Here is a 13122-nt window from a genome sequence, read left to right as displayed (position 1 = left end):
CAGTTACACGCTCCTTTTAGCAGCGATGATGGCAACCCAATCTTCCATTAGAACTGATTCGATAATTTCAAATCCTTTTGAAACAAGGTCATCTTTCACGAGATCCCGTTTTTGGGCAATGATTCCGGAAACTATGAACAGGCCGCCTTCAGGTAGAATCGCGTAGGCATCTTGTGAAAATGTCATAATCACTTCAGCAAGAATGTTTGCCACAATAACGGATGCCGGTTCTTTAATCGAATCCAACAGATTGCCATGCGTAACCTGTACGATCTCCTGGACTTTATTCAACTGAATATTCTCTTTCGCTGCAGTAACAGCGACTTCATCGAGGTCTAATGCATGAACAGTCTTTGCACCAAGAAGCGCAGCTCCGATTGACAACACCCCTGAACCGGTGCCAACATCGATGACTGAATCACCTTTTTTCACATACTTTTCAAGCGCTTGAAGACACATGACTGTCGTTGGATGCGTCCCTGTACCGAAAGCCATCCCCGGATCGAGTTCAATAATCAATTCATCTGAATCGACCAATTCATAGTCTTCCCAAGTGGGAACAATCGTGAATCTTTCTGATATTTTGACTGGATGATAATACTTTTTCCAAGACGTTGCCCAGTCCTCTTCATCAACTTCGTTCGTACTGACAAGATTTATACCTACATCGAGCCCATATTCAACAAGATTATCAACAGATTCACTGATTTCTTTTACGGTTTCTATAAGGAAACTGTTGACCGGTAAATAAGCTTTGACGATGACGCCTTCTTCAGGAAAATCTTCTTTCTTAAGTTCGTAGATTTCACCGAATTTATCTTCATGGATTCTGTCAGGTTCATGGGAATCTTCAATGATGACACCGCTGGCACCTGCTTCATGCAAAATATTTGCAACCGCTTCAGTCGCTTCATGTGTTGTATGGATGGAGATTTCGGACCATTTCAACAGCTTTCATCCCTTTCAGTCACCTTTGATTGTACGCTTGATTTTATCAAAAAAAGTGCTGGAGTACTCATCCGGAGAGTTACCTTCGATTGACGCAAACTCACGTAGCAGCTCTTTTTGTTTTTCAGTCATTTTCTTAGGAGTAATCACTTTTACAATTACATGCTGATCCCCTGTTCCATGACCGTGTACATTTTTGATGCCTTTGCCGCGTAAACGGAAGTTCGTTCCCGTTTGGGTTCCTGCGGGTATTTTCAACTTAACATTCCCATGAACTGTAGGAACTTCTAGTTCATCACCAAGCGCCATCTGCGGGAACGTCATCGGTACCTCAAGATAGATATCGTCTTCTTCACGGATAAACCGTTCATGATCTTTTACTCGGAATACGATGTACAAATCTCCCGAAGGACCGCCGTTAACTCCTGCCTCACCCTGTCCATTCACACGCAACTGCTGCCCATTGTCAACACCTGCCGGAATTGTTACTTTAATCTTCTTGCGTTTCGTAACTCTACCTGCTCCGTGGCATGTTGAACATTTCTCAGGAATGATTTTACCTGTTCCTTGACATTGTGGACATGTCCGTCGATTAACCATTTGTCCGAGTGGCGTATTTTGTGTTACTGAAATCTGACCTGAACCACCGCAATTCGTACACGTATTGACAGGAGTACCTTTTTTGGCACCTGAACCATCACATGTATCGCATTCTTCCTCGCGCGGAACTTCAATTTCAGTTTCTTTCCCAAATACAGCCTCCATGAAATCGATGGTCATCGTATATTGGAGGTCATCGCCTTTTCTTGGCGCATTTGGATCACGGCGTCTTCCACCGCCTCCACCAAAGAACGTACTGAAAATATCTTCGAATCCGAAACCATCCGCAGAACCGCCACCACCAAACCCGCCGAACCCTTGGTTAGGATCCGCATGGCCATATTGGTCGTATTGCGCACGTTTGTTCTCGTCATTCAACACTTCGAACGCTTCAGTAATTTCTTTGAATTTATCTTCTGCACCTGCTTCTTTGTTCAAGTCTGGGTGAAATTGCTTTGAAAGTTTACGGTATGCTTTTCTAATTTCCTCTTTGCTTGCCGTCTTAGGTACGCCAAGCGCTTCGTAATAATCACGTTTACTCATCATTCCACTCTCCCTGGATCATTGACTAATACTTATTCATATGAATGAGCAGCCAATTCCCGTTTCTAATTGTTCATTAGATTTTACTTAGGAATCAACTGCCCGGTTAGATCGGTTCTACTTACAATCCACACGGGATTGAAGGTTCGACTCATTGTAACATGCTAGGAATGAAGAGACAAAAAGGATTTTCATTCGTTCTCTTCCCTCCGGTTCATAACACAAGAAAAAGTCAAAGCCGGAATATCGGACTTTGACTTTTCCGTCAATCGTTTGTTAAATCAGTTTTTCTTGTCATCATCCACTTCTTCGAATTCAGCGTCAACAACGCCATCGTCCTGTGGCTGATCTCCAGCTTCACCATTACCTTCTTGAGCTTGCGCTTCAGCGGCAGCTTGTTCGTATAGTTTCATCGTCATTTGCTGAACAATTTCTTCTAAAGCATCTTTCTTCGTGCGCATATCTTCCAAGTTGCCTGCTTCAATAGCAGTTTTCAACTCTTCTTTTGCTTCTTCTACGTTTTTCACTTCTTCTTCAGAAACTTTACCTTCAAGGTCTTTGACTGTCTTTTCAGCCATGAACACTAATTGGTCTGCGTCATTTTTCAAGTCTGCTTCTTCTTTGCGTTGTTTATCTGCTTCCGCATTAGATTCTGCATCCTTAACCATACGCTCGATTTCATCATCAGAAAGGCCTGAACTAGATTGAATGGTAATATTCTGCTCTTTTTGTGTACCAAGATCTTTTGCTTTTACTGTAACAATACCGTTTTTGTCGATATCGAACGTTACTTCAATCTGTGGAATTCCACGTGGTGCCGGTGGAATATCCGTCAATTGGAATCGACCAAGCGTTTTATTATCTGTCGCCATCGGACGCTCACCTTGAAGTACATGGATATCTACAGCAGGTTGATTGTCAGCAGCAGTAGAGAATACTTGCGATTTACTTGTTGGAATAGTTGTATTACGTTCAATTAGCTTTGTAAACACACTGCCCATTGTTTCAATTCCTAAAGATAATGGAGTGACGTCAAGTAACACAACATCTTTCACATCTCCACGAAGGATTGAGCCTTGAACCGCAGCACCCATTGCAACCACTTCGTCAGGGTTTACGCCTTTGAATGGTTCTTTTCCTGTTTCTTTCTTAATCGCTTCCTGAACAGCCGGAATACGTGTTGAACCACCAACTAGGATAACCTTGTCGATTTCAGAAGGAGACAAGCCAGCATCTTTCATTGCTTGACGAGTAGGAACCATAGAACGCTCAACCAAGCTTGCAGTCAACTCATCAAATTTCGCGCGGCTTAGTGAAATTTCCAAATGAAGAGGACCCGCTTCTCCTGCAGTGATGAATGGCAGCGAAATTTGTGTTGACGTTACACCTGAAAGGTCTTTTTTCGCTTTTTCTGCCGCATCTTTCAAACGTTGCATCGCCATTTTGTCTTTTGAAAGATCGATTGCGTTTTCTTTACGGAATTCCTGAACTAGATAGTCAATGACGATATCATCGAAGTCATCTCCACCTAGTTTGTTGTCACCCGCAGTTGCCCGCACTTGGAAAACGCCGTCTCCAAGCTCAAGGATAGATACGTCAAATGTACCACCACCGAGGTCGTACACAAGAATTGTTTCGTCTTCGTCTGTTTTATCAAGACCGTAAGCCAAAGCGGCTGCTGTCGGCTCGTTAATAATTCTTTCAACTTCAAGACCAGCGATCGTACCTGCGTCTTTTGTCGCCTGACGTTGTGCGTCATTGAAATATGCAGGAACTGTAATGACCGCTTTCGTTACTTTTTCGCCTAAGTACTCTTCTGCATAACCTTTCATGTATTGAAGAATCATTGCAGAAACTTCTTGCGGAGTATACTCTTTATCTTCTGCTTTTACCTTATAGTCAGAACCCATATGTCTTTTAACGGACATGATCGTGTTCGGATTTGTAATTGATTGACGCTTAGCAACTTCCCCTACTTGACGTTCCCCATTTTTAAAAGCTACGACGGAAGGTGTTGTACGATTGCCTTCCGGATTCGGAATAACTTTCGCTTCTCCACCTTCATAAACTGCTACTACTGAGTTTGTTGTACCTAAGTCAATACCGATAATTTTACTCATTTGATTTCCTCCTAGATAAATGGATCATTCCATAGATTATTAACGAACGTTTTACAACGATTATTCGTTCACTTTGACCATTGATGGTCGCAGGACACGATCTTTTAACATATACCCTTTTTGAAGCTCTTGAAGCACTATGTTAGATTCCTTGTCAGGATCCTTTTCTGTCATAACAGCTTGATGGAAGTTAGGGTCGAACTCCTTGTCCACACAATCAATTTCGACAAGCCCCTCGGCCTTCAACGACTCCAGCAAATTACGATAAATCATATCCATACCAGTCATAAGTGACTTCGCTTCATCCGCTTTCGCTTCTACAGCAAGTGCACGTTCGAAATTATCGAGAACTGGTAGCAGCCCAGTCAAGATACTTTGCGCTTTATATTTGTTCATTGCTTCCTTGTCAAGCGTTGCTCTTCTCTTGGAATTCTCAAAATCGGCAAGTATGCGGAGCATCTTGTTCTCCTCTTCTTCCAATGCGGATTCCAATTCTGCAATTTTTTGATCTTTCGGATCTGTTTCTTCAGAAGGTTCTTTAGACATTTCTTGATTCATTGAATCATTTGCAAGTTCATCTGACTCAGCTTGTTCTGCCAAACCCTCATCATTCATTTCAACTACATCTTTTTCAGTATCTACTGTATCATTTTCCATTTTATCGCTATTATTAGCCATTACTCTTTCCTCCTGTCCACTCCAACGCTACCGATCGTCAATTTTCCTAACGCGTTTGATAAGTCTTCGCTTAAAATATCAAGCATCGTGATGACCCGGCCGTAATCCATCCTTTTCGGTCCGATGATTGCGATAGATCCCGCAACATGTTCGCCCGCCGCATAATTTGCGGTGATGATGCTGTAATCCTCCATCGCATTGTGCTTGTTTTCAGAACCGATTCGTACATGAATTCCTTTTGTATCATCTTGAAAGAAGGTCATCGCCGGCACATCGTTTTCCATCATTTCAAAAAACATTTTCATTTTTTGGAAATCATTGAATTCCGGTTGTTTCATCATATTCATTTTACCGCCGAAATACAGTCGTTCTTCGGGTTTGATCGTCATAGCCTGTTGGAACGATGCAAACAGATCACCCGCATGATGCGCATGCTGCTCGAAAACCGTTTTTGCTTCGTGAGCTAGCTTGTGTTGAAGAAAATTCAAAGGAGTTCCTACAAGCCGGTCATTCAAAATATTGACCATTTTTTCAATATCCGAGGCCATCATACCTTGCGGAACATCAAATACTCGATTTTCAACATGTCCGTTATCGGTGACGATAATCGCAACAGCCTTTGTTGAATCCAAAGGCACAATGGAAAACCGTTTCACAGAATGCATCGACATATCCGGCCCCAACAGGACAGACGTGTAGTTGGTCAATTCGGAAATGATCTTTGCGGAATTGCGTATCAATTCCTCCGTCTCTACAACGCGGTTTTGAAAAATGGAACGTAATTGAACACTATCTTCCAATGTAAGCTTCTCCGGCGTCAATAGATGATCGACATAGAAGCGATATCCCTTTTCGGACGGCACCCTACCTGAAGAGGTATGGGTTTTTTCCAAATAGCCCAAGTCCTCCAAGTCAGCCATGTCATTTCTGATCGTAGCTGGACTGAAAGGTGCTTCCGGTTTTTTAGATAACTGCCTAGAGCCGACAGGTTGAGCGGATTCGATGAAATCGTTAACCGTCAGTTGCAATATAAGCAATTGTCTGTTTGTCAACATAATCATCACTCCTGTTAGCACTCTTATTAAGCGAGTGCTAATACTACTCATAATTTATCAAATTGGAATGGACCTGTCAACGATTTAACTCTGAATCATTTCAGGAATTGCTGGAACACTTCGTTGCCACGGAAAATCCCTTTTCGGGTAAGCTTAATACGGTCTTCTGACAGTTCGATTAGTCCTTTACCACTCAATTCTTTCAACGCATCATCATAGATTTCAACCATGTGGACCCCGAATTTTGAATGGAAAGCATCAAATGAAACACCTTCCATTTTCCGCAACCCTAAAAACATCTCTTCTTCCATCGCTTCGACAGGAGTTACTTCATGACTTTCCATAATTGGGCGGCTACCTATATCTGTTTTCTCCATATACTTCTTAAGTGGACCAATATTCGCATACCGCTGACCCTTCAGAAATCCATGCGCCCCCGCACCTACACCCGCATACTCATCATTATCCCAATAAATCAGGTTATGAATCGATTGGTGACCAGGTACAGCGAAGTTACTAATTTCATACTGACTTTTTCCAGCTTGCTCCATTCGTTGCATTAACATGGAAAACATTTCTGTTTCTGCATCTTCGCCCGGCAAAGGAAGCTTCCCTTTGTTCATGAGATTATAAAAGACCGTTTTCGGTTCTACAATCAAAGAATAGCCCGAGTAATGAGGCAGATCGAGTTCTAACGCGATATCAATCGTATCCTCCCATTGTTGAATCGTTTGATCTGGAAGTGCATAAATTAGATCGATGCTTATATTTTCAAATCCGATGCTGCGTGCGGACTGGATGACTTTCAATGGATCGTTTGCGCCATGTGTCCTTCCAATCCTTTTCAATAACTGTTCATCGAACGATTGGACCCCTATGCTCAACCGGTTCACTTGCCCATTTTTCAGCACGGATAGTTTACCGTCCGTCAATTCATCCGGATTCGCTTCTGTAGAAAACTCGCGCAGGGATTTAACATCCACATACTGATGCACGATTTCCAAAAGTCGATCTAACTGTTTTTCTGATAAGGAAGTCGGTGTCCCGCCGCCAAAAAACACGGTTTCGACATCTATGAATGAATGGCCTTCAGCGACCATTATGGAAAGTTCTTTCCCAATCGATTCGATATACTCATCGACAGGTTGGTTTTTGAAAAACACTTTATTAAAATCACAATAATGACAAATCTGATGGCAGAAAGGAATATGAATATACAACCCTCGCATTTGGTGTTTCTCTCCTTTCAAAACAGCAACTATTGTGCTGCGCGTTTAATAATGACAGTACAACAAAACAGTTTACCGCATCCGTTCCTACTGCACAAACGATTGACAAGTGAACAAAGAAAAAAGGGTCCCCAAAAGGAACCCAATTTCCTGTATGGCTATTATTCCTCGTCCATTTTCAGGACAGCCATGAACGCTTCCTGTGGCACTTCAACAGAGCCGACTTGCTTCATGCGTTTCTTACCTTCTTTTTGCTTGTCCAACAATTTACGTTTACGTGAGATATCTCCACCATAACATTTCGCAAGAACGTTTTTACCTATCGACTTAATGGTTGAACGGGCAACGATCTTCTGTCCGATTGCAGCTTGTACCGGCACTTCGAACTGCTGGCGCGGAATGAGCTTACGTAATTTCTCAACAATTGCCTTGCCGCGTTCATAGCTGAAATCACGGTGGACGATGAAGCTCAACGCATCAACGTTTTCACTATTCAAAAGGATATCCATCTTCACAAGTTTCGATTCTTTGTAACCAATCAATTCATAGTCAAGCGATGCGTACCCTTTTGTGCTTGATTTCAATTGATCGAAGAAGTCATAAACGATTTCAGCAAGGGGAAGTTCATAGATGATGTTGACACGAGACGAGTCAAGATAATCCATCGTCATAAAATTTCCGCGTTTCTGCTGGCACAATTCCATCACGGAACCGACATAATCATTCGGCACCATGATTGATGCTTTGACATAAGGTTCTTCAACATGATCGATTTTCTGTGCATCAGGCATCATAGAAGGATTGTCCACTTTTAACTGCGTGCCATCTGTCAATACAACATTGTAAATTACACTTGGCGCTGTTGTAATTAAATCGATTTTAAATTCCCGTTCAATCCGTTCCTGAATGATCTCCATATGTAGAAGTCCTAGGAACCCACAACGGTATCCGAATCCTAATGCCTGAGAAGTTTCCGCCTCATACTCAAGAGCTGAGTCATTTAACTCCAATTTTTCAAGTGCTTCTCTCAAATCAACATATCGGGATGAATCAATTGGATACAAACCGCAGAACACCATTGGATTCATACGACGATAACCAGGCAACGGCGCATCCGCAGAATTTTTTACAGTTGTTATCGTATCCCCGACTCTTGTATCCCCAACATTTTTAATCGCCGCGGATAAAAACCCTACGTCTCCAACGGACAGTTCGTCCCTTAAGGAAATCGTCGGTGTAAATACGCCTGTTTCAAGCACTTCGAACTCTTTGCCTGTTGCCATCATCCGAATTTTGTCTCCAGGTTTAACTGTCCCTTCAACGATACGGATATTGACGATGACACCTTTGTACTGATCGTAATGGGAGTCAAAAATTAGCGCTTTAAGCGGTGCTTGCGGATCTCCCGTTGGTGCCGGCACTTTCTCGACAATTTGTTCTAGGATTTCCTCGATGCCGATTCCGGCTTTCGCAGAAGCATGAACAGCTTCAGACGCATCAAGGCCGATGACGTCCTCAATCTCTTGCTTCACTTTATCCGGGTCAGCTGCAGGTAAGTCAATTTTATTAATAACAGGAAGGATTTCAAGATCATTATCCAGCGCCAAATAGACGTTAGCCAGTGTCTGAGCTTCGATACCTTGTGCAGCATCCACTACAAGGATTGCCCCTTCACATGCAGCAAGACTACGTGAAACTTCATAGGTGAAGTCGACGTGCCCTGGCGTGTCGATGAGATGGAATGTATAATCTTCACCATTCTTTGCTTTGTACTTCAATTGCACTGCGTTCAACTTGATGGTGATTCCGCGTTCACGTTCAATATCCATCGAATCCAATGTCTGTGATTTCAAATCACGTGATGTAACTGTTTCGGTCTTCTCCAATAAGCGATCGGCCAGCGTCGATTTACCGTGGTCGATATGGGCAATAATTGAGAAGTTTCTTATGTTTTTTTGGCGTGCCATTCTTTCTTCATGATTCATCTGTAAGTTCACTCCTATATAAGCTATTTGCATTATAGCAAACAACTGATAAACATGTTACATTTTCTTGTTTTTCGATAAAATCGCCTATTTTACTCATATTACCTTATTAAGTCTAACAGATGAAGGCAGAATGATAAAGATTGGACTCATGGGAAAAAGCTTTGCGATATGTAATCCGCAAAGCTCTGTCCGTATCACTTCTCTTTCATTTGTTCTAACATTTCTTTTACCGATTCAGCGATGACGGCGATAGTCCGATTCAGTTCATCTTCCGTATTGCCGATACCGCCTAATTCCAGAAGAATTATATTTGGGTGAAGGTCTTGATTGTACTTACCATCCACGCCTGCTCCACCTTTAGGAATAACATTTCTTGTAATACCCGGTATTCGCTTTTCCATTTCCGTTTTCAGCCGGTTTGTCATAGCTTCGTTCTTTTTATAGTTGGGATTATCGGTTCCTACTACAAATGCCACTTTCGCGTACCGTTCGGATCCATGTACGATTGTCGTTTTATCAGGGCCTACGGAATCACGGTGGACATCAATAATCAGATCATAGTCCTTTTCAGAAATCCTCTTTTTCACATACGGTCTCATATCGCGATAAGCACGAACATAAGGAACGGCTTTTTTTAGTGTATCGGTCTCCACGCCGTACATGTCAAGTTGTGCCTTTAATTTGTCACCCATCTTCATAACATTTTCGGTTTGATGATTAGAAACTGCTATCTTACCGTCTACACTCTTCGTGATCGGTTGATAGGCTTCTGTCGAATGGGTGAAGTATAGCAGCAGGCTTCCGATTTTCTGTTCCGGTTCGGTTTGGATTTCCAATTCTGGTTCCACTTCCTCTTCCGGTATGTCTTCCTCCACAATATTCGAGGCGTAGACAATGAGCGCATTCTCTTTGATGATTTTCGAATTGGAGATTTTGGATTCTTCCGGTATGAATTGAATAATAACCGGGAAAAGGAAAAGAACGAGTATAACTACAGACCATATTTGCAAGTTTTTTTTCAAGCAGCATCCCCCCGTCTTCAACTATATGTTTGAAGAACCGGGTCCATGACTCATTAAATCTCTTCGATCCACTCGGTTAATGTACGCGATAACACATCCGCATATTGATAGACCCATGAATCGATTTCTTTAGGTGAAATGAACGTATTAAGTTCATGGTTTGCAAGTACTTCTTCAAATAATTGAACACGCTCCTCATGCGGCCAAGAAGCCCAATCTCCAAATATCGGTATAAGGTGGGCCGGATCTGTTTCCTTATCATCCGACCGTAACCACGGCGTGACGGAAAGTCTTGATGAGGGATGGCTCTCTTCTTTAATTTTCGATCCAATATAACTAAATAACGTGTTGATGGCGTCCGCAATCAGCACAGGGCCGTCCACGACAGTCGGAATGCCGATTGCAATAACAGGAACCCCAAGCGTCTCTTCGGAAACCTCTTTACGGCTGTTTCCAACACCAGATCCCGGGTGTATTCCTGTGTCGGTCATTTGAATTGTTTTACAAAGCCTGGAACTGTCTCTCGCAGCAAGAGCATCTACAACAATCAATAAATCAGGTTTAATTTCTTTCGTCATCGCCTGGACGAAATGAGCGGTTTCAAGACCTGTTTGAATAGTCACACCTGGCGCATAGACGAATAACCGGCTCCCTTCGTCTGAATAATAATGCGGGACGACTTCCTTCAGGCGATCCATCGTCAGTGGTCCAATCGCATCGGGTGTCACTTCGCGGTTACCTAGACCAATTAGAAGAATCTTACCGCCTTTTAAATTCTTTACGTGGGATGTCATCTCCAACAGTTTGCTTTTCATCACTTTTGAAAGTTCTTCCAAACCTTCTAAATCTGTTGGTGATAATGTCGGAACTGTCAACGTCAAATAAGTTCCTCTTTTTTTCCCAATTCTCTCTTCACCCTCCGGAGCTATTTTGACGGAGGTCACAATAACACGACCTGTTCTTTTTTCGTCGAACCATATCCCCTCCGATTCTTCTAACGTCTTCTTTTCCTGTTCAGTCCTGTGTTTCACCATCTCTTCGTGTTCAACGAGCAGATCGGTGCGGTAAAAATCGTATTTTTCCATTATAATCACCTCTATCTGCAGTTTGCACGATGCGTCGAAGAAATATTCTTTACATCTTTTTATTGCGTTATGTCTTTATTCTTGCTAAAATGTTAATGTTGTATAGAGATATCCGAATGTAATTATGGAAACACTCTTGCCTTACCTGAAATTGGAGGTGAATGGAATGCCAAACATCAAAGGTGCTATCAAGCGCGTTAAGCAAAGTGAAGCTGCTAACGTACAAAACTCACACGTCAAAGCTACAATGCGTACTGCTGTACGTAAAGCTGACAACGCTCTCGTTAACAAAGAAGAGAACGCAGGTGAACTTTTGAAATCTGCAGTTAAACATTTGGACACGGCTGCTCGTAAAGGTCTAATCCACAAAAACACAGCTGCTCGTCAAAAAGCTCGTCTTACTAAAAAGGCGCTATAAGAACTGAAGTTTCCGGTATCAGATTTTCTGACACTCGGAACTGAATGTAAAAAAGGTTGTCCTCGTGTCGTTCATTCGACAGTGGGACAGCCTTTTCTTTTTGACTATGACTATTTTAACGCATCGGTTCCATGAAGAATATTTCAAGGACACGTTCTCTTTTCCCGCTCGTTGTTTTTAATTGATGGTCGATATGCGCAAGCTTCTTCAGGATAAGTAAAAGCCTTTCCATATTAGGGATACGGCGATTTTCCATAATTAGCTTCACACGATAGGGATGCACGCTCAATGTTTTGGCGATTTGTTGTTGCTGATACCCTTTTTTCACTAACGTAGAGACGTGAATCATCAGGCGAATCTGACCTGCAATGAGGGATGTGAGCATGATGGGCTCTTCGCCATTTCGCAATAAGTCATGATAAATCTTAATCGTCTCTTTGACGTTTCCTGTCATATAGGCATCCGTCAACCGAAAAACATCCATCTCAGGCATGCGTGGTACTAATAGTTCAATTAATTCTTTCGTAACCTCTCCCGCACCGTTCATATACATCGTTATTTTAGACAGTTCGGATGATAAGGAGAGCAAACTGTCCCCTGTGTAATCTACAAGTATCTGTGCAGTTTCAGCGTTTATTTTTACGCCATTTGTACTCGCTTCCTGTTGTACCCAAGTTGTTAAGTCTCTTCCTGTCAAAGCGTTTGTTTCCACGACAACCGTTTTTTGCTGCAACGTTTTCGTGATTTTTTTCCGTCCGTCCAGCTTCTCATAAGGTGCCACGAAAACAAGAACAGCTGTCGGTGATGGATTATCAAGCCACGTTTCCAGCATAGCTATATTATGTACAACTTTTTCTTTAGATTTATCGGACGCTTTTAAAAAAGAAGCGTTATTCGCGATAATCAGCTTTCGCTCTTCAAGAAAAGGCAGCGTATCGGCTTCCTCGATCACGGCTTCAATCGGTGTTTCTTCAAGGTCAAATCTGATGACTGTATCTGCATCCGTATCCGGAAGTGCTTTGATTAGCCGTTTGATTGTCATATCCATCAAGAACTGTTCTGTCCCCGTCAATAAATAGACTGGCGCGATATCGCCCTCATTAATCTTCTTCCAGATTGCATTCACCAACATATTCACTCCTTTTGACGTGCTTTCATTATACCTTACTGGTTAAGGTCTATGAACACTTTGTGTCGATTGTCATAAACTCGCTATAAAAAAGGGTTTGATATAGATTTTTTATCCGGTATCATCTATACTATAGAGGAATTAGGAGGTGTAGCAATGAATGAGTTTGAACATGACGTACAGTCTAAACGCAATGATCTTATAGATTCAGGTGTTGGCTTTGTTGTAGCTTTTGTTGCTTTTTCTGCAATTTTCGTTATTGCTACAATCATAGACGTCGTCGCATTTTAATCGATTGTAGAAAAGA

12 protein-coding genes are annotated in these 13122 nt (G+C 42.2%); 2 read left to right on the top strand and 10 right to left on the bottom strand.

Going from position 1 to position 13122, the window contains the following annotated elements; all coding sequences use genetic code 11:
• Window positions 1-3: 3 nt before the first annotated feature.
• From prmA to gpr, 9 genes are all read right to left on the bottom strand, one after another.
• Window positions 4-948 (bottom strand): 50S ribosomal protein L11 methyltransferase, encoded by a 945-nt coding sequence (gene prmA / locus QWT69_RS06785; RefSeq protein WP_317970249.1) that lies wholly within the window; start codon window positions 946-948, stop codon window positions 4-6.
• Between the two features lie 15 nt (window positions 949-963).
• Window positions 964-2091, bottom strand: coding sequence for a molecular chaperone DnaJ (dnaJ, locus tag QWT69_RS06780; protein ID WP_317970967.1), 1128 nt, complete (start codon window positions 2089-2091; stop codon window positions 964-966).
• A gap of 281 nt (window positions 2092-2372) precedes the next feature.
• Entirely contained in the window at window positions 2373-4211 is a 1839-nt protein-coding gene (dnaK, locus tag QWT69_RS06775) for a molecular chaperone DnaK (protein ID WP_317970247.1), read from the bottom strand.
• A 60-nt stretch (window positions 4212-4271) separates the two neighbouring features.
• Entirely contained in the window at window positions 4272-4889 is a 618-nt protein-coding gene (gene grpE, locus QWT69_RS06770; RefSeq protein WP_431312321.1) for a nucleotide exchange factor GrpE, read from the bottom strand.
• Complete coding sequence (hrcA, locus tag QWT69_RS06765; protein ID WP_317970245.1) at window positions 4889-5944, bottom strand: heat-inducible transcriptional repressor HrcA; 1056 nt, start codon at window positions 5942-5944, stop codon at window positions 4889-4891. Before hrcA ends, grpE begins: the two co-directional genes overlap by 1 nt.
• A gap of 95 nt (window positions 5945-6039) precedes the next feature.
• A complete protein-coding gene (hemW, locus tag QWT69_RS06760) occupies window positions 6040-7173 on the bottom strand; it encodes a radical SAM family heme chaperone HemW (protein WP_317970243.1) in 1134 nt (377 codons plus the stop codon).
• Between the two features lie 161 nt (window positions 7174-7334).
• Window positions 7335-9158: a translation elongation factor 4 gene (lepA, locus tag QWT69_RS06755; protein ID WP_317970241.1), complete on the bottom strand. Its 1824-nt coding sequence runs from the start codon at window positions 9156-9158 to the stop codon at window positions 7335-7337.
• A 197-nt stretch (window positions 9159-9355) separates the two neighbouring features.
• Entirely contained in the window at window positions 9356-10183 is an 828-nt protein-coding gene (gene spoIIP / locus QWT69_RS06750) for a stage II sporulation protein P (protein WP_317970239.1), read from the bottom strand.
• A gap of 53 nt (window positions 10184-10236) precedes the next feature.
• A complete protein-coding gene (gpr, locus tag QWT69_RS06745) occupies window positions 10237-11268 on the bottom strand; it encodes a GPR endopeptidase (RefSeq protein WP_317970237.1) in 1032 nt (343 codons plus the stop codon).
• Window positions 11269-11434: 166 nt separating this feature from the next.
• Between gpr and rpsT the strand changes: the two genes are divergently transcribed.
• Entirely contained in the window at window positions 11435-11686 is a 252-nt protein-coding gene (gene rpsT / locus QWT69_RS06740) for a 30S ribosomal protein S20 (RefSeq protein WP_317970235.1), read from the top strand.
• A gap of 115 nt (window positions 11687-11801) precedes the next feature.
• On the opposite strand, the gene holA is transcribed toward rpsT, so the two are convergent.
• Window positions 11802-12818, bottom strand: a complete 1017-nt coding sequence (gene holA / locus QWT69_RS06735; RefSeq protein ID WP_317970233.1) for a DNA polymerase III subunit delta — start codon at window positions 12816-12818, stop codon at window positions 11802-11804.
• A gap of 153 nt (window positions 12819-12971) precedes the next feature.
• Between holA and QWT69_RS06730 the strand changes: the two genes are divergently transcribed.
• Window positions 12972-13106 (top strand): YqzM family protein, encoded by a 135-nt coding sequence (locus tag QWT69_RS06730; protein ID WP_317970231.1) that lies wholly within the window; start codon window positions 12972-12974, stop codon window positions 13104-13106.
• Window positions 13107-13122: the final 16 nt, after the last annotated feature.

It is taken from the genome of Sporosarcina oncorhynchi (assembly GCF_033304615.1).
GTDB lineage: Bacteria > Bacillota > Bacilli > Bacillales_A > Planococcaceae > Sporosarcina > Sporosarcina oncorhynchi.
The sequence above is the reverse complement of the archived record's forward strand: the minus strand, read 5'-3'. Positions and strand labels throughout refer to the sequence as shown.

What these genes read in the sequence shown, in the direction of transcription:
- dnaJ (WP_317970967.1), bottom strand. Translation starts at nt 2,091, where the DNA reads ATGAGTAAACGTGATTATTACGAAGCGCTTGGCGTACCTAAGACGGCA.
- dnaK (WP_317970247.1), bottom strand. Translation starts at nt 4,211, where the DNA reads ATGAGTAAAATTATCGGTATTGACTTAGGTACAACAAACTCAGTAGTA.
- grpE (WP_431312321.1), bottom strand. Translation starts at nt 4,889, where the DNA reads ATGGCTAATAATAGCGATAAAATGGAAAATGATACAGTAGATACTGAA.
- hrcA (WP_317970245.1), bottom strand. Translation starts at nt 5,944, where the DNA reads ATGTTGACAAACAGACAATTGCTTATATTGCAACTGACGGTTAACGAT.
- hemW (WP_317970243.1), bottom strand. Translation starts at nt 7,173, where the DNA reads ATGCGAGGGTTGTATATTCATATTCCTTTCTGCCATCAGATTTGTCAT.
- lepA (WP_317970241.1), bottom strand. Translation starts at nt 9,158, where the DNA reads ATGAATCATGAAGAAAGAATGGCACGCCAAAAAAACATAAGAAACTTC.
- gpr (WP_317970237.1), bottom strand. Translation starts at nt 11,268, where the DNA reads ATGGAAAAATACGATTTTTACCGCACCGATCTGCTCGTTGAACACGAA.
- rpsT (WP_317970235.1), top strand. Translation starts at nt 11,435, where the DNA reads ATGCCAAACATCAAAGGTGCTATCAAGCGCGTTAAGCAAAGTGAAGCT.
- holA (WP_317970233.1), bottom strand. Translation starts at nt 12,818, where the DNA reads ATGTTGGTGAATGCAATCTGGAAGAAGATTAATGAGGGCGATATCGCG.
- QWT69_RS06730 (WP_317970231.1), top strand. Translation starts at nt 12,972, where the DNA reads ATGAATGAGTTTGAACATGACGTACAGTCTAAACGCAATGATCTTATA.